The following is a 15,387-nucleotide window of genomic DNA, read 5'->3' as shown; positions in this document are numbered from 1 at the left end:
AAAACGAGCGAGAGCTGTATTCTCATGACCACTCACCGCTTCCTTCCGACGCGCTTTCACAATGTTCTCGGTTCACTTCCGCCGGCGCTGCATATCGCCGACGGCGATACCGTCGTCACCGAGACGCTCGACGCCATCGGCTTTGACAAGGACGGCATCCGGCGGACATCCGGTCCGAACCCGATGAACGGCCCGATCTTCGTGGATGGCGCCGAACCCGGAGATGCGCTGAAGGTCGAGATCGTCAGCATGCTTCCGACCAGGGGTACCGGCTTTACCCGAAGCATCGTCGCGGCCAACGTTATCGATCCGGAAACGGCTCGCGACCTGCCGCCGCGGGACATGGCGATTTGGGCCATCGACCGCGAAGCGCTGACCGTCCGGCTATCCGAGCCGGTCGCCGGCCTCGAAAATTTCGTTCTGCCGCTTGCCCCGATGATCGGCTGTTTCGGCGTGGCGCCCAGCCTCGGTCAGGCGATCTCGACGGCGACCAGCGGCGAATATGGCGGCAACATGGATTATCGCCTGTTCGGCCCCGGCACGACCGTTCGTTTTCCGGTATCGGCTCCAGGCGCGCTGTTCTTTCTCGGCGATTGCCATGCCGTGCAGGGCGATGGTGAGATCGTCGGCACCGGCGTCGAGACGACTTTCGAAGTCACGGTTCGGCTGACGGTGGAAAAGAAGGCCGGACTGGTCTGGCCGCGCGGAGAAACCGCCGAAGACATCTTCACCATCGGCAATGGCCGGCCCCTCGATCAGGCGCTTCAGCATGCCACCAGTGAGATGCTGAATTGGCTGGCCTCGGATTACGGCCTCGACAGAACGGCGGCAAGCCATCTGCTGGGCCAGGTGGTGCGTTATGATGTCGGCAATGTCTTCGATCCGGCCTATACGATGGCCTGCCGTGTCGCGAAGAAATGGCTGGTCCGCCGATCGTGACGGCATCTGCTTCAGTCGTAGCGCGACACAAAGCCGGAAACCGTCGCCAGGCAAAGCTGTTTTTCCTCGACATGAGGCATGTGGCTGGAATTTTCGAAGAGCACCCATTCGCAGCCGGGAACGCGTTCAAGGTAGGGCTTTACCACCAGGGGCGTCGCCTCGTCATATTTCCCCGAAATCAGCAGCGTCGGCGCCTCGATGCGGTCGAGCCGGTCTTCGATCGTCCAGTCCTTCATCGTGCCGATGACGTGAAACTCGGTCGGGCCGTTCATGTTGCGGTAGACGGTATTGTCCTCGTCCATGATCGCAAAGGTCCGCGCCACTTCCGGCGGCCACGGAACCACACGGCAGACATGGCGGTCATAGAAGACCCGTGAGGCGGCGATGTAGTCAGGATCGGTGAGGCTTCCCGCCAGCTCGTGTTTGAGCAATGTGTCCTGCACCTCTTTCGGCAGCTCCTTCCTCAGCCGGTTCGCTTCCGAAACCCAGGTGTGCATGTTGGCCGGCGAGTTGGCGATGACAAGCGCCTGCAGGCCTGGCGGCCGGCGTACCGCATGCTCGGCGCCGAGCATGCCGCCCCAGGACTGGCCGAGGAAGGCATAACGATGCTGGATGCCTATATGGGTAAGCAGCGCGTCCAGCTCTTCAAGAAACAGACCGACCGTCCAGAAATCCGGTCCCTTATCAGGAAGCCGGGTGGAATTGCCGTTGCCGAGCTGGTCGTAGTGAATGACCGGGCGGCCGTCGAGGGCGGCGATATCCTTGAAGGAATCGACATAATCATGTGTGCAGCCGGGTCCGCCATGAGCGACGACGAGGGGCAGCTTGCCGCTCTCCAGCGAGCCGGTGATGCGATACCAGGTGCGATAGTCGCGAAAGGGCAAATAAGCTTCATTCGTCGCGATTTCGGTCACCGGCGTCTCCATCTCTGGTCTGTTGAAGACCATAACGCGACGGTAGCGGCGACGGCAGCTATCACAAGTTATAGGGTGGCCAGGTCTGCGTCGGCCGTTCTTCGAGCAGGCGGTAATGGGTGGCGCGTACGACGGCCTGCGTGCGGTTGCGGGCGCCGAGTTTCTTTGCCGCCGCATTGAGATGCATGACCACGGTCGGCACCGAACGGTCGATGATGCGGGAGATTTCCTTGGCCGAATAACCTTCTGCCGAATGGCGCAGGCATTCGCGTTCCCGCTCTGTCAGCCGAACCGTGCCGACGCTCCTCGCCTTCCGGTCGAAAAGCGAATAGGCGGTCTCGTGGAAGACATGGGCCAGCAGGTTGAAGTCGGCAATATAGCGCAGCGCATGCCGTTCGAAATCGTTGTTGCGGCCGAACCGGATGCCGGTGACGGTGGCATAGTCGCCGCGTGGCATGTGAACCGGGACGGTGACGCCGGTCGACATGTCGCGTTCGCTCAGATAGCGCGTCACCGGCGCGGTGTCCTCGCTCATGAAGCCCTTGATCAGCGTGTCGGCATCGGGATCGTAATTCCAGAAGAAGGGTGCGGAGGTGCGCAGCGCCACCTGCTGCACCGGATCGATGCGGAAGTACCCGCGATCGAACCAGTAATCGTGCATGTCGTCCGAAATGTTCCTGAGCTTCAGTAGCGACGGTATCATGATCGCGCCGTCGAGATCGTAGGGCACCGGCGTATAGTCGTAGATCAGCGCCTCGAAGCCGATCTGCTTCATCGCCTCGAAGGCCTGGTCGATCCGGCCGTCCAGCGTTTCATGCGCTGTGAACTGCCGTCTGATCGTTCCGATGTCGTCAAGCATGGGCTGCTCCGGTTTCGACGTGGCGCCCTACCCTATCACTTCTTATAGCTGGCACGGAACGCGATTTCCGGTAAAAAATTAACCACGCCCAAATATTGAGCAAGTGAAACCTTCTGCCGGAGCGGTCAATGTGGCGTGAAATACAGCCGGACGAGCGATTCCAGATCGATGTCGATGGCTATCGCGTCGTTGCCTACAGTTTCGGGACCGGCAGCGAGACGATTTTCTGCCTGAACGGCGGGCCGGGTCTGCCCTGCGATTATCTGCGCGAGGCGCATTCCTGTCTCATCGACAAGGGTTATCGTGTCATCGCTTTCGACCAGCTCGGCACCGGCGCTTCCGACCGGCCGGACGATCCCTCGCTCTGGACGATCGGCCGTTATGTCGAGGAGACGGAAACGGTGCGCAAGGCGCTGGGGCTCGGCAAGGTCCACATGCTCGGCCATTCCTGGGGCGGGTGGCTGGCGATCGAATATGCGCTGACTTACGCTCAGAACCTCAAGACGCTGATTCTCGAGGATACCGTCGCCGACATGCCGCATCTAATTTCGGAACTGGAGCGGCTGCGCGCCGCACTCGGTCCCGAAACCGTCTCGATGATGCAGAAGCACGAGGCGCAGGGCACCTATAATCATCCCGAATATCTCGCCGCCGTCACCATTCTCAACTACCGCCATGTCTGCCGTCTGCCGGAATGGCCGGCGCCGGTCCGCCGCTCGCTCGACGACTGGAACATGGCGCCCTATGAGACGATGCAGGGGCCGAACGAGTTTCTCTATATCGGCAACCTCAAGGACTGGAACCGCATCCCCGATCTGCCGCGGCTGACGCTGCCGGTGCTGATCACGACCGGAGAGCATGACGAGCTGACACCGGCCTGCGCGCTGAGGATGAAGCTGGCGCTCCCGAATGCCGAGCTCAAGGTGTTTGCCGATGCCAGCCATATGCCGTTCTATGAGAACCCGCAGGATTATTATCCGGCGCTTCTCGATTTCCTGGCCCGGCACGAGGCAGGCTGATGCAAGAGGGAGCGAACCGGAGCCGACGAAGACAAAGGGGCGATCGCCGTCATGCATCGCTATAAATTCGTTCTGACGCGACCGCTGCAGTTCCTGCCCGTCATTTTCGGCATCAGCGTCATCACTTTCATTCTGGTCCGCCTGATCCCCGGTGATCCCGCCCGCAACATCCTCGGCACGCGCGCGACGCCTGCAGCCCTTGCCAGCATCCGCGCCCAGTACGGCCTCGATCAGCCGATGTGGCTGCAATATCTCTATTTCCTCAAGAATCTCGCCAATGGCGAGATGGGCAAGTCGATCCTCTACAAGATCGACGTGCTGAAGCTGATCGTCACCCGCATCGAGCCGACGCTGGCGCTCGTCGCCTCCAGCGTCGTGCTGTCGGTGCTGATCGCGGTGCCGATGGCGGCGATCGCTGCGCGCAATGCCGGCCGTGCGCCGGATCATGCGGTGCGCATCGTCTCGACCTTCGGCATCGGTTTTCCGCCCTTCTGGCTGGGGCTGATGCTGATCATCCTCTTCAGCGTCGAACTCGGCGTGCTGCCGGTTTCCGGCTACGGCGCGACCATCGGCGACAAGCTTTCCCATCTTGTGCTGCCGAGCCTGACGGTGGCGCTGTCGCTCTCGACCGTTTTGACGCGAAGCCTGCGGGCGGCAATGATTGAAGCGCTGAAGTCGGATGTCGCGACGGCAGCGCGCGCCCGCGGCATGCCGGAAGGCATCGTCTTTTGGCGGCATGTGCTGCCGAATTCGCTGGTGCCGACGATCAACCTGCTTGCCGTCAATATCGGCTGGCTGATCGGCGGCACGGTGGTGGTCGAGAGCGTCTTTGCGCTGCCCGGCATGGGACAACTGCTTGTCAGGGCGATCTTTTCACGCGACTACATGGTGGTTCAGGGCGTCGCCATGGTCTTTGCCTGCGCCACCGTGCTCATCAATTTCATCGCCGACATCGTCACTGTCGCCGTCGATCCGAGGGTGAAGTTATGAGCGTCGAGGCGATCGTCCCTGCATCGCCCGGCTGGCGCAGGTTTTTCCGCAGGCGGCTGATGCTTGCCGTCGGTGCCGGCCTGTTGCTGCTTTTCGTCCTGCTGGCAGTCGGCGCGCCCGTCATCGCGCCCTACGATCCGATCATGCAGAATGCCGAGGTGCGGCTGCAGGCGCCTTCCTTGTTACATCCGTTCGGCACCGACAATTTCGGCCGCGATATCCTTTCCCGCGTCATCTGGGGCGCGCGCATCGACCTGCAGATGGCCCTGATCGGCGTCATCTTCCCCTTTCTGATCGGCACGACCGTCGGCACGGTCGCCGGCTTCTTCGGCGGCATCGTCGATGCGCTGTTCATGCGCCTCGTCGATATCATCCTCGCCTTCCCCTTTCTCGTGCTGATGCTGTCGATCATAGCGATCCTCGGCCCCGGCCTCGGCAGCTTCTACATATCGATGGCGCTGGTCGGCTGGGTGTCCTATGCGCGGCTGATCCGGGCACAGATGTTGGTGCTGAAAAGCAGCGACTATGCCGTTGCCGCCGTCAGCCTCGGCTTCAGCCGCCCGCGCATCATGTTCCGCCACCTGCTGCCGAATGCGATCGCGGGATCGATCGTCTTTTCGATGTCGGATGCGACGCTGGTGCTGCTCAGCGGCGCCGCCGTCAGCTATCTAGGTCTCGGCGTCCAGCCGCCGATCGCCGAATGGGGGGTGATGGTCGCGGAAGGACAGAGCTTCATCACCACCGCCTGGTGGATCACCCTGTTCCCCGGCCTCTCCATCGTCTGCCTCGCCTTCGGTTTCAGCATGCTGGGCGATGCGCTCGGCGAGTTGCTGGGGGTGCACGAATGAGCGGCTCCCTGCTGTCCGTGCGCGATCTCACAGTCAGCGCCCATCTCGATTCCGGCCCGCGCACGCTGCTCGACGCCGTCTCGCTCGACCTCGGCAAGGGCGAGGTCCTCGGTCTCGTCGGCGAGAGCGGCTCGGGCAAGAGCCTGTTCTGCCGTTCGCTGGTGCGGCTGCTGCCCTCTTCGCTCTTGAAGATCGACAGTGGCTCGGTGCTGCTCGAAGGGCGCGACCTCATGCGGGTCGACGACGGCGAGATGCTGAAGGTGCGCGGCGGTGAGATCGGCATGATCTTCCAGAACCCGACCAGCCATCTCGACCCAGTGATGCGGGTCGGCGAGCAGATCGCCGAGGGCATACGCTATCACGAGGGGCTCGGCGCCCGCGAGGCCCGCGCTGCTGCGACTGATATCCTGGCGCAGGTCGGGTTCCCCGATCCGAAGCGTCAGTACGACAGCTATCCGCACGAATTTTCCGGCGGCATGCGGCAGCGGGCGATGATCGGCGTGGCTCTCTCCTGCAATCCGAAGATCCTGATCGCCGACGAGCCGACGACGGCGCTCGATGTGACCATCCAGGGGCAGATCCTGCGGCTGCTAATCGACATTCGCGACCGGCGCGGCCTGTCGATCATTCTCATTACCCATGATCTTGGCATCGTCGCCCAGACCTGCGATCGCATTGCCGTGATGCGCGGCGGCAAGCTTCTTGAAGCGGGGCCGAAGCGGGCGATCCTGGCGCGGCCGCAGCATCCCTATACGATCAGCCTGATCGACAGCCACCCTTCGATATCGGGCGAGACTCCCGCGTCGTCGCCCGCGGTGGCGGACGCCGGCCGGCCGCCAGGACCATTGCTTGAGATCGACGATCTCCATGTGCGGTTCAGAGCCGGCGGCGGCCTGCTGAAGGGCGGCGCCAAGTCGGTCAGCGCAGTTTCCGGCGTCAGCCTGCGGATCATGGCCGGGGAGACGGTCGGCATCGTCGGTGAGTCCGGCAGCGGCAAGAGCACGCTTGCTCGCGCCGTACTTAGCCTTACGCCGCTTTCCTCCGGCCATGTCACCTTCGACGGCGTCGATCTGGCGCTGCAGAAGGGCGCGGGCCTGGCAAAGCTCAGGCGCGAGACGGCGATGGTCTTCCAGGACCCCTATAACGCGCTCAATCCGCGATTGACGATTGGCCAGATGCTTGCCGAGGTGCTGAAGGTGCAGGGCAAAGTGGGCAAGGCGGATATCCCGGCGCGGATCGGCGAACTGCTCGATCTCGTCGGCCTCGAACGCGAATTCGCCGGCCGCAAACCGCGCAGCATGAGCGGCGGCCAGTGCCAGCGCGCCGGCATCGCCCGGGCTCTCGCCGTCGACCCGAAAATGATCATTGCCGATGAATGCGTCGCCGCCCTCGACGTCACCATTCAGGCGCAGATCATCGAGCTCTTCCGCGAGCTCACCGCGAAAATGGCCCTGACGCTGATCTTCATTGCCCATGATCTGGCGATCGTCCGCAATCTCTGCGAACGCGTGGTCGTCATGTATCGCGGCGAGATCGTCGAGGAAGGCCGCTGCGAAGAGGTGTTCGCGCGGCCTAAGCATGCCTATACGGCGGCGCTGATTGCCGCCATTCCCGACATCGATCCTGACAAGCCGCTGCTGCAAGGCGCCGGCGGCAGGGAGGATCTTCAATCGATACCGATCCAGCCCATCAAACGCATGCCATAACAACGAAGGGAACGAACTCATGACAAACAGGTGGAAATCATTCGGGCTCGCAGCCTTGCTCGCCGGCCTGACGCTCAGCGCAAGCTATGCCGATGCCGCCGGTGTGCTCACCATCGGCCGCCGCGAGGATTCGACGACGTTCGATCCGATCAAAACAGCCCAGAACATCGACAACTGGGTATTCTCAAACGTCTACGACGTGCTGATCCGCGTCGACAAGACAGGCACGAAGCTGGAGTCCGGTCTTGCCGAAAGCTGGACCGCCTCGGATGATGGCCTGACCTACACGTTCAAGATTCGCGACACGAAATTCTCGGACGGTTCGCCGCTGACGGCGGAAGACGCCGCCTACAGCCTGCTGCGCATTCGCGACGACCCCGCTTCGCTCTGGAGCGATTCCTACAAGGTGATCGATACGGCGGTGGCGACCGACGCGCATACGCTGACGATCAAGCTCAAGAACCCGTCAGCGCCGTTCCTGTCGACGCTGGCGCTGCCGAACGCCTCCGTCATCTCCAAGAAGGGCATGGAATCGCTGGGCGCCGACGCCTACGGTGAAAAGCCGATCGCATCCGGCGCCTTCGTGATCGAGGAATGGCGGCGCGGCGACCGGGTCATCCTGAAGAAGAACCCGAATTTCTGGCAGGCCGACCGCGTCAAGCTGGACGGCGTCGAATGGATCTCGGTGCCCGACGACAATACCCGCATGCTGAACGTCCAGGCTGGCGAGCTGGATGCGGCGATTTTCGTGCCCTTCTCCCGCGTCGAGGAACTGAAGAAGGATCCGAACCTCAATGTCGCTATCGACGCCTCGACGCGTGAGGATCATTTGCTGATCAACCATGCGCATGGCGCGCTCGCCACGAAGGAAGTCCGCCAGGCGCTGGATCTGGCGATCGACAAGAAGGCGATCGTCGATACCGTCACCTTCGGCCAGGGCACCGTCGCCAATTCCTACATTCCGAAGGGGGCGCTCTATTATTACGCCGACAATCTGCAGCGGCCTTATGATCCCGCCAAGGCCAAGGAGTTGCTGGCGGCCGCCGGCGCCTCCAACCTGACGCTCAACTATCTGGTGCGCGCCGGCGACGAAGTCGACGAGCAGACGGCCGTCCTGGTTCAGCAGCAGCTGCAGAAGGCCGGCATCACCGCCAATTTGCAGAAGGTCGATCCGAGCCAGGAATGGGACATGCTCGTTGCCGGCGATTACGACATTTCGGTCAACTACTGGACCAATGACATTCTCGATCCGGACCAGAAGACCACCTTCGTCCTCGGCCACGATTCCAACAACAACTATTTGACCAACTATAAGAACGAGGCGGTGAAGGAACTGGTCGCCAAGGCGCGTCTCGAGCTCGACCCGAAGAAGCGTGAAGCGATGTATGTCGATCTGCAGAAGATGTCCAAGGACGACGTCAACTGGATCGACCTTTATTACAGCCCCTATATCAACGTCACGCGCAAGAATATCGAGAACTTCTACCAGAACCCGCTCGGCCGATTCTTCCTGGAGGATACGGTCAAGAACTGAGTTCGGGCAGCATGCAAATGCTCCGTCGCCGTAAAGGCGGCGGAGCTTCATCTTTGCTGCGACACCTGGCTGGGGCGTGCTTACTCGGCGGCCGCCGCGAGCTTGTCCTGCGTCCTGGTGTCGAAGTCGCTGGCGTCGTGGCGTTCATGCAACTGACCCGACGGTTCGCCGGAAGTCCGGTTGACCATGCGTCCGCGCTGCACGGCCGGGCGGCTGAAGATCGCATCGGCCCAGCGCTGGACGTTCTTATAGTCCTCGACCTGCAGGAATTCGGCCGCGCCGTAGGTCCAGCCCTTCACCAGCCCGCCATACCACGGCCAGACGGCAATATCGGCGATCGTATATTGGCTGCCGGCCAGATATTCGGTTTCGGCGAGACGGCGATCGAGCACGTCGAGCTGACGCTTCACCTCCATGGCGAAGCGGTCGATCGCATATTCGATCTTCGTCGGCGCATAGGCGTAGAAGTGGCCGAAGCCGCCGCCGAGATAGGGGGCGCTGCCCATCTGCCAGAACACCCACGACAGGCATTCTGCGCGCTCGCTTGGCTCAGTCGGCAGGAAAGCGCCGAACTTTTCGGCGAGATAGGTGAGGATGGCGCCGGATTCGAAGACGCGGATGGGCTTTTCGCCGCTGCGGTCCATCAGCGCCGGGATCTTGGAGTTGGGATTGACCTTGACGAAACCGCTGCCGAACTGGTCGCCATCGCCGATGCGGATCAACCAGGCGTCATATTCCGCGCCGCTATGGCCAAGCGCCAGCAGTTCCTCGAGCATGATCGTGACCTTCTGGCCGTTCGGCGTGCCGAGCGAATAAAGCTGCAGTGGATGACGGCCGATCGGGAGCTCCTTCTCATGCGTCGGCCCTGCGATCGGGCGATTGATGTTGGCGAATTGGCCGCCATTCGCCTTGTTCCAGGTCCAGACCTTCGGGGGTACGTAATCGGAAGAACCGCTCATCTTTCAAACTCCTGGCATTGGTCGGATAGAGCGCGGCGCCCGGTTGGACGGCCCGCATTTTCCTTGACATAGCAGAGGCGATGAGGGTTTGTCACAGGTCTCGGACCTGTTTCACGCAATCGTCAGAGTCTTGGCAAAGCTCAAGAAAACGGCGGTTCAGGCGTCCGCTTCGGCAAGACGCCTGCCCGTTAAGGCCGAAAACAGACGTTCGCTGGCCGCCCACAAGGTGTCTCCTGGTCGGCGATGACAAACTGATCCGGCCTGATGCCGTAGCTGACCCGCTCGCGGGGATCGGCCGTGCCGGGACGCAGCGTTCCGCTCAGGCCGCCCCCTCGCCTTCATGATTGACAGCCGTCCTGGTGCCGGAGGAGAACATGATCAGGGCGAAGAGCGGTTCGGTGCCGAGGGCGCGCGCCCAGTGGCGGACGTTGCGGGGAATGCGGATGGCGTCGCCGGCTTCGAGCCGGTAAAGGGCATCGCCAAGCTTGTGTTCGCAGTTGCCGGAGATGACGTAGAGGATTTCCTCGCAATCGGGATGCGAGTGCAGCTGGTTGCGCTCACCGGGATTGATGCGGCAGGTGCCGAAGGTCATCTCGGCGCCGGGCGTGCCGTCGCCAGTGATCTTCCAGTTGAGTTCGCCCCATGTGGTCGGCATGAATTCGCCGCCGGCTTTCCTGAAAATGACATCTGTCTCGGTCAAGGTCGTCTTTCCCTGTTCAGAAATTTGTGGTGACGCCGGCATCCGCGCGTCGATAGAATTCGAAGAGCTTCATGATCTCGCGGGCAATTTCGAGTGTGCCGCGGGTGATCGATGTGCCGGAAAGGATCGCATCCGTCAGATGCAGGATCTCCGGCACGTAGCCCAGATAGAAGAGGTTGTTGTTGTAGAGCTGGCCGAGCGAATGCTCCGGCTCGTAGATGAGCGCGGCATTCTCGTCCGGCTGGATGAAGCTTGCGGCGCGGCCATAGGACGGCAGGTCCGCCTTGCGGAAGTAAGTCAGCCGGCTGCCGTTTTCGACGATGGCGTTGGCGCCTTCGCCGATGATCTCGACCCGCTCGAAGATGCTGCCGCCGGATTGGCCGGCGGCAAGGTGCAGCGTGCCGATCGCGCCGGAGCGGAAACGCAGGCTGGTGACGGTGGCCCCCGTCAGCGCTTCCCATTCATAACTGGCGCGTTCGATCTCGCCGCCGAGGAAATTGAGGATCGCGCCCGGATGAAAGATGTGGTCGAGGAAGCTCTGCATCCTGACGAGATCGGCGCGCTCTTCCGGCTTCGGCAGGCTCTGGGGATAACGGACATTGATCGAGGTCAGCCTGCCGAAACCGGGCGAGCCGATCAGGTCCTTGAGCTTCTCGATCGTCGGGAAGAAGGTTTTCTTGAGGCCGGTCATCACCATGCGGTCGGCCGCAGCACTGGCCGCCTGCAGCCTTTCGATGTCTTCCATCGTCGCGGCGGTCGGTTTTTCCATCCAGACATGCGCGCCCGCGGCAAGCGCGTCGAGCGCCAGATCCGTTGCCTGCACCCGGCCGTCGGGATGATAGGCGGTAACGAGAAAGACCAGCTCCGGTCTTTCCTGCTCGAGCATATGGCGGTGATCGGTATAGGCTTTGCCGGCGCCGAAAAGCTTGGCGAATTTTTCGGCGCGGGAAAGATCGAGATCGCAGACGCCGGCGAGCTCGACCGGGGCATAACGCAAGGCCGGGTAGATATTGCGGTAGGCATGGCCGCCGGCGCCAATAAAGCAGGCTTTGATGCGGTGGTCGAATTCGAAATTGTAGCGGATTTCCCGCTGGACGTGGTGCGACATGGTCAGCCCTTGATTGCTCCCTGCGTCAGACCCTCGGTGAAGCGGCGCTGCATCAGGATGTAGAGAAGAATGATCGGCAGGAATGAAATGACCGTCCCGGAGAAGACCAGGCGGTAATCGGACGCATAGGTGCTGGCGAAACGGACCAACCCGAGCGGCAGCGTCTGCACCTCCGGACTGATCAGCACGATCAGCGGCAGGAAGAAGTCGTTCCAGGTGGAGAGCGCGCTGATGATGACGAGCGCCTGCACCGCCGGCGTCGAGATCGGCAGGAAAACCTTGGTGAGGATCTGGATATGCGAGGCGCCGTCGATCTTGGCGGCCTCGATCAGGTCATCCGGCACGCCGATGAAGAAGCTCCGCATCAGGAATATGCCGAAGGGAATGCCGTTGCTCACCTGCACCAGCACGATTCCAGCAAGGGTGTTGACAAGGTTGAGCCCGAAGAGCACCTGATAGAGCGGAATGACGATCGCCTGGACCGGCACGGTGAGGCCGAGGATGAAGGCGTAGAACAGCCATTCGCGGCCAGGAAATCGGATCTTGGCAAGGGCATAGCCGGCAGGCGCGCAGGTAATCAGCGACAAGGCGACGACGCCGACAAGGTTGATGAGGCTGTTGCCGAGGAGGTCGCCGAATCCGCCGATCTGCCAGGCATCCAGATAGTTCCGCCACATCAGATCGGCGGGCAAGGTGAAGGGATCGGCCTGGCCGATTTCGGCCTCGGTCTTGAAACTCGAGATCACCAGCCAGATGAAGGGGGCAAGGATCAGGATCAGCGCTGGGGTCAGCGCCAGCGCCACCGGCCATTCGCGATTGCGGGCACTCATTGGGACAGCCTCGCGCGCCAGCGGTTGAAGACGATGGTGATGACAATGGCCAGCAGGCTGAGCAGGATGCAGAGGACCGCTGCCAGTCCGTGATCCTGGGATTGGAAGGCGAGCCGGTAAATATAGGTGGTGATCAGTTCGCTTTGGTAGAAGGGGCCGCCATTGGTCATGACGAAGACCGTGGCGAAGCCCTTCAGGCCGTTGATCATCGCCAGAGAGACGACGAAGGTCATCACCTCGCGAAGCCCCGGCAGCGTCACATGGATCAGCTGCTGGAAGGCGTTGGCGCCGTCCACCTCAGCCGCGTCGTAGAGCGAGCGGTCGATATTCTGCAGGCCGGCGATGAAGAGCAGCATGTAGAGGCCGAAGCCCTGCCACGAGCTTGCGACATTGACGGAAAAGAGCACCAAGGCGGGATCGGAAAGCCAGCCTTGCGTGAAGGAACCAAGCCCGATCCGCGTCAGCGTCGTGTTCAGGAGGCCGAAGAAGGGATCGTAGATATTGGCCCAGATGACGCCAACCACCGCCAGCGACACCAGATGCGGCAGGAAAAAGGCGGTGCGGAAGAAGACCTGGGTGATCCTGAGCCGGCTGACGGCGAGCGCCAGCAGCAGGCCGAGCCCGCCTGCCATCACCACATGGTATGCGAGCCAAACGAACGTATGGACGAGGCTCTTCCAGACGATCGGATCATGCGCCGCCTTCGCGTAATTGCCGAAGCCGACGAAGCTCGCGGACGTGTTGAAGCCGGCCGAACTGTTGAAACTCAGCCAGAAGGTAGCGGCGATCGGCAGAAGGGTGAAGACGGCGTAAAGGCCGAGCGCCGGTGCCATCAGCCAGAATGCGGTGCCGGCATCGCCATTGGCTGAGCTGGGCCCGGCCGCCCGGCGTTTGGACATACGGACGGATGTGCCGCCCGTATGTCCCGCCGCGGCAGGTCCGGTGCTGAGAGGAGCCACGACCTTGCTGCCTGATGTTTCGGGGATGGCCACTATTTCGCCTCTGCCATCTTTGCCTGGATCTGCTTCATGCCTTCCTCGCCGCCGATCTGGCCGGAGATCAGGCCCTGGATGACTTGGAAATAGGTGTCGAGCACGGTGCCGGGCAGATAGACGCTCGGGTTGTAGCCGACGCCGCCTGCGGCTGCGGCGAAGATATCCTTGAGTACCGGGGTCGGCGGCTCGACGCCGGGGATTTCGCGCGGATAGATCATCGTGCTTGCCGGATCCTGCGCGCGTTTCTTCATCACCGCATCCGACAGCATGAAGTCGATCCATTTCATCGCCAGTTCCGGCTGCCTCGAATTCACGGGCACCAGCCAGCTCCAGCCGACGCCGCCGGTCGGCATCGCCGCGCCCTTGATGTCGGAGGGCATCGGCGCATAACCGGCATTCGACAGGTCATAACCGGCCTTGCGGGCATTGGCGGTGAACCAGGGGCCGGCAACGAACATGGCGGCGCGCTTGTTGAACCAGAGCCGCGAGGCACCATCGAGATCGAGCCCGGCCATCTCCTTCTTGATGTCGCCCGCCTCGACCAGCTTCTGCAGTCGGACGGCGCCGGCGGCGACGGACGGGTCGTCCCAGGCGATCTCGCGGCGCAAGGCCTTGCCGATCACCTCCTTGCCGCTCGCCGACTGCAGCAGGTTGCCGAAGAGATGACCGGCGCTGCCTGTTGTACGCGGGCCGATGGCGATCGGCTGCAGGCCGGCCTCCTCGATCGATTTCATCAGCGTTTCGAATTCGCTCCAGGTCGACGGGATCTTCCACCCGGCCTGCTCGAAAATGTCCTTGTGATACCAGATACCAAGCGCATCGAGCCCATCGGGAACCTCATAGATCTCGCCGCCGAACTGGCCCTTCAGCTCGGTGTAAAGCCAAGGATAGATCTGGTCCTTCCAGCCGCGCTTTTCGTATTCTTCGGTGAGCGGGATCACCTGCTTGGCGTTTTTGACGACGCTGATACGGCCGATGCCTGAATTGGTAAGGATCACGTCGGGACCGGCGTCCGACTGGATGGCGGCCTGCACCGCGCCGTTGCTGATCGTGCCGGTCGGCGGCATGAATTCGACGGTCACACCGGGATTGGCCTTTTCGAAATCGGCCTTGATGCCGTTCCAGAGCTGCGCGACCAACGGTTCGGTGATCTGTTCGGGACCCCACATTTTCAGGGTTTCGGCGTGCGCCGGCGAGCTTGCGGCGATCATCGCCGCCAGTGCCGAGCCGCGGGTAAGAAATTTCAGCATTGTTCCCTCCTCCGGACCGCTCCCCGGCCCAAGTTTTTAGATTGTCGAAGGAGACCTCCCTCTCCTTCGATTTCCCCGGCTAACCCTTCTGAAACCGCGCCATGACGGCCTGCTGGACATCGCTGATATGCGCGTGCATCAGCGCCTTGGCGCGGGCAATGTCGCGCGCCTTGAAAGCCTGCAGGATCTGATCGCGCTCCTCGGCGGCTCTTTTGGCCAGATCGCGGCTTTCATTGGCGATCGAGCGGCAGATCTGTATCTGCAGCGCGAGCCGCGCCAGCGTCTCGATCAGCGGCAGGCTCCCGGAAAGCTCGGCAATCGTCTCGTGAAATTCCTTGTCGCGCGTGCCGTAAGTCTCCATGTCGCCGCGGCGCAGCGCGGCCACTGCCTCATCGAGGATGCGTTCGAAGTCGGCAATATGCCGGTCGCTCATCTGTGGAACGGCGAGCTCGACGGCGAAGCATTCCAGCGTCTTGCGCAGATTATAGAGGTCGTCGATCTCCTTCGGCGTGAAGCTGCGCACGAAGAAGCCGCGATAGGGCTTGATCTCGATCAGCCCCTCCTTAGCCAGCGTGCCGATCGCCTCGCGGAACGGCGTGCGGCTGACCTGCAGCCGTTCCGTCAGTTCCTTTTCATCGATCGACACGCCGCTCGGCAATTCCCCGGAGACGATCAGGCGAACGATTTCCTCGTAGATCCGCTCGCGAAGGGTGAGGTGGCGCGGTGCGTTCATGGT

Annotated in this window: 15 protein-coding genes; 6 read left to right on the top strand and 9 right to left on the bottom strand. The window is 62.1% G+C overall.

Annotated features, from left to right (window positions below; all coding sequences use genetic code 11):
- Positions 1-24: 24 nt before the first annotated feature.
- Positions 25-939 (top strand): acetamidase/formamidase family protein, encoded by a 915-nt coding sequence (locus tag EFR00_RS02095; RefSeq protein ID WP_077994154.1) that lies wholly within the window; start codon positions 25-27, stop codon positions 937-939.
- Positions 940-950: 11 nt separating this feature from the next.
- Here the strand turns inward: EFR00_RS02095 and EFR00_RS02090 are convergent, their stop codons facing one another.
- Both EFR00_RS02090 and EFR00_RS02085 read right to left on the bottom strand, forming a co-directional pair.
- Positions 951-1,853, bottom strand: a complete 903-nt coding sequence (locus tag EFR00_RS02090) for a proline iminopeptidase-family hydrolase (RefSeq protein ID WP_077994643.1) — start codon at positions 1,851-1,853, stop codon at positions 951-953.
- 61 nt (positions 1,854-1,914) lie between these two features.
- On the bottom strand, positions 1,915-2,712 hold the full coding sequence (locus EFR00_RS02085; RefSeq protein ID WP_037146061.1) for a helix-turn-helix transcriptional regulator: 798 nt from the start codon (positions 2,710-2,712) through the stop codon (positions 1,915-1,917).
- A gap of 128 nt (positions 2,713-2,840) precedes the next feature.
- Here EFR00_RS02085 and EFR00_RS02080 point away from each other — a divergent pair, with 128 nt between their 5' ends.
- From EFR00_RS02080 to EFR00_RS02060, 5 genes are read left to right on the top strand one after another with little or no spacing between them, the layout of a single operon-like run.
- On the top strand, positions 2,841-3,731 hold the full coding sequence (locus EFR00_RS02080) for a proline iminopeptidase-family hydrolase (RefSeq protein WP_009992900.1): 891 nt from the start codon (positions 2,841-2,843) through the stop codon (positions 3,729-3,731).
- A 51-nt stretch (positions 3,732-3,782) separates the two neighbouring features.
- On the top strand, positions 3,783-4,721 hold the full coding sequence (locus EFR00_RS02075) for an ABC transporter permease (protein ID WP_040112919.1): 939 nt from the start codon (positions 3,783-3,785) through the stop codon (positions 4,719-4,721).
- On the top strand, positions 4,718-5,569 hold the full coding sequence (locus tag EFR00_RS02070) for an ABC transporter permease (protein ID WP_077994156.1): 852 nt from the start codon (positions 4,718-4,720) through the stop codon (positions 5,567-5,569). The genes EFR00_RS02075 and EFR00_RS02070 overlap by 4 nt, the downstream gene beginning before the upstream one ends.
- On the top strand, positions 5,566-7,275 hold the full coding sequence (locus tag EFR00_RS02065; protein ID WP_077994158.1) for a dipeptide ABC transporter ATP-binding protein: 1,710 nt from the start codon (positions 5,566-5,568) through the stop codon (positions 7,273-7,275). The genes EFR00_RS02070 and EFR00_RS02065 overlap by 4 nt, the downstream gene beginning before the upstream one ends.
- Positions 7,276-7,294: 19 nt before the next feature.
- A complete protein-coding gene (locus tag EFR00_RS02060) occupies positions 7,295-8,809 on the top strand; it encodes an ABC transporter substrate-binding protein (RefSeq protein ID WP_040142947.1) in 1,515 nt (504 codons plus the stop codon).
- An 80-nt stretch (positions 8,810-8,889) separates the two neighbouring features.
- Here the strand turns inward: EFR00_RS02060 and yghU are convergent, their stop codons facing one another.
- From yghU to EFR00_RS02025, 7 genes are all read right to left on the bottom strand, one after another.
- Positions 8,890-9,768: a glutathione-dependent disulfide-bond oxidoreductase gene (yghU, locus tag EFR00_RS02055; RefSeq protein ID WP_077994161.1), complete on the bottom strand. Its 879-nt coding sequence runs from the start codon at positions 9,766-9,768 to the stop codon at positions 8,890-8,892.
- A 319-nt stretch (positions 9,769-10,087) separates the two neighbouring features.
- Positions 10,088-10,468 (bottom strand): cupin domain-containing protein, encoded by a 381-nt coding sequence (locus EFR00_RS02050; protein ID WP_077994162.1) that lies wholly within the window; start codon positions 10,466-10,468, stop codon positions 10,088-10,090.
- 16 nt (positions 10,469-10,484) lie between these two features.
- Positions 10,485-11,576 carry a Gfo/Idh/MocA family protein gene (locus tag EFR00_RS02045; protein ID WP_077994165.1) on the bottom strand — a complete coding sequence of 364 codons (1,092 nt, stop codon included), beginning with the start codon at positions 11,574-11,576 and terminating at the stop codon, positions 10,485-10,487.
- A 2-nt stretch (positions 11,577-11,578) separates the two neighbouring features.
- Positions 11,579-12,406: a carbohydrate ABC transporter permease gene (locus EFR00_RS02040; RefSeq protein ID WP_077994168.1), complete on the bottom strand. Its 828-nt coding sequence runs from the start codon at positions 12,404-12,406 to the stop codon at positions 11,579-11,581.
- Positions 12,403-13,398, bottom strand: a complete 996-nt coding sequence (locus tag EFR00_RS02035) for a carbohydrate ABC transporter permease (RefSeq protein WP_077994174.1) — start codon at positions 13,396-13,398, stop codon at positions 12,403-12,405. Before EFR00_RS02035 ends, EFR00_RS02040 begins: the two co-directional genes overlap by 4 nt.
- Positions 13,398-14,651, bottom strand: coding sequence for an ABC transporter substrate-binding protein (locus EFR00_RS02030; protein WP_077994180.1), 1,254 nt, complete (start codon positions 14,649-14,651; stop codon positions 13,398-13,400). The genes EFR00_RS02035 and EFR00_RS02030 overlap by 1 nt, the downstream gene beginning before the upstream one ends.
- Before the next feature lie 79 nt (positions 14,652-14,730).
- On the bottom strand, positions 14,731-15,384 hold the full coding sequence (locus EFR00_RS02025) for a GntR family transcriptional regulator (RefSeq protein WP_077994183.1): 654 nt from the start codon (positions 15,382-15,384) through the stop codon (positions 14,731-14,733).
- Positions 15,385-15,387: the final 3 nt, after the last annotated feature.

The sequence above is a fragment of the Rhizobium sophoriradicis genome, assembly GCF_003939025.1.
GTDB lineage: Bacteria > Pseudomonadota > Alphaproteobacteria > Rhizobiales > Rhizobiaceae > Rhizobium > Rhizobium sophoriradicis.
The sequence above is the reverse complement of the archived record's forward strand: the minus strand, read 5'-3'. Positions and strand labels throughout refer to the sequence as shown.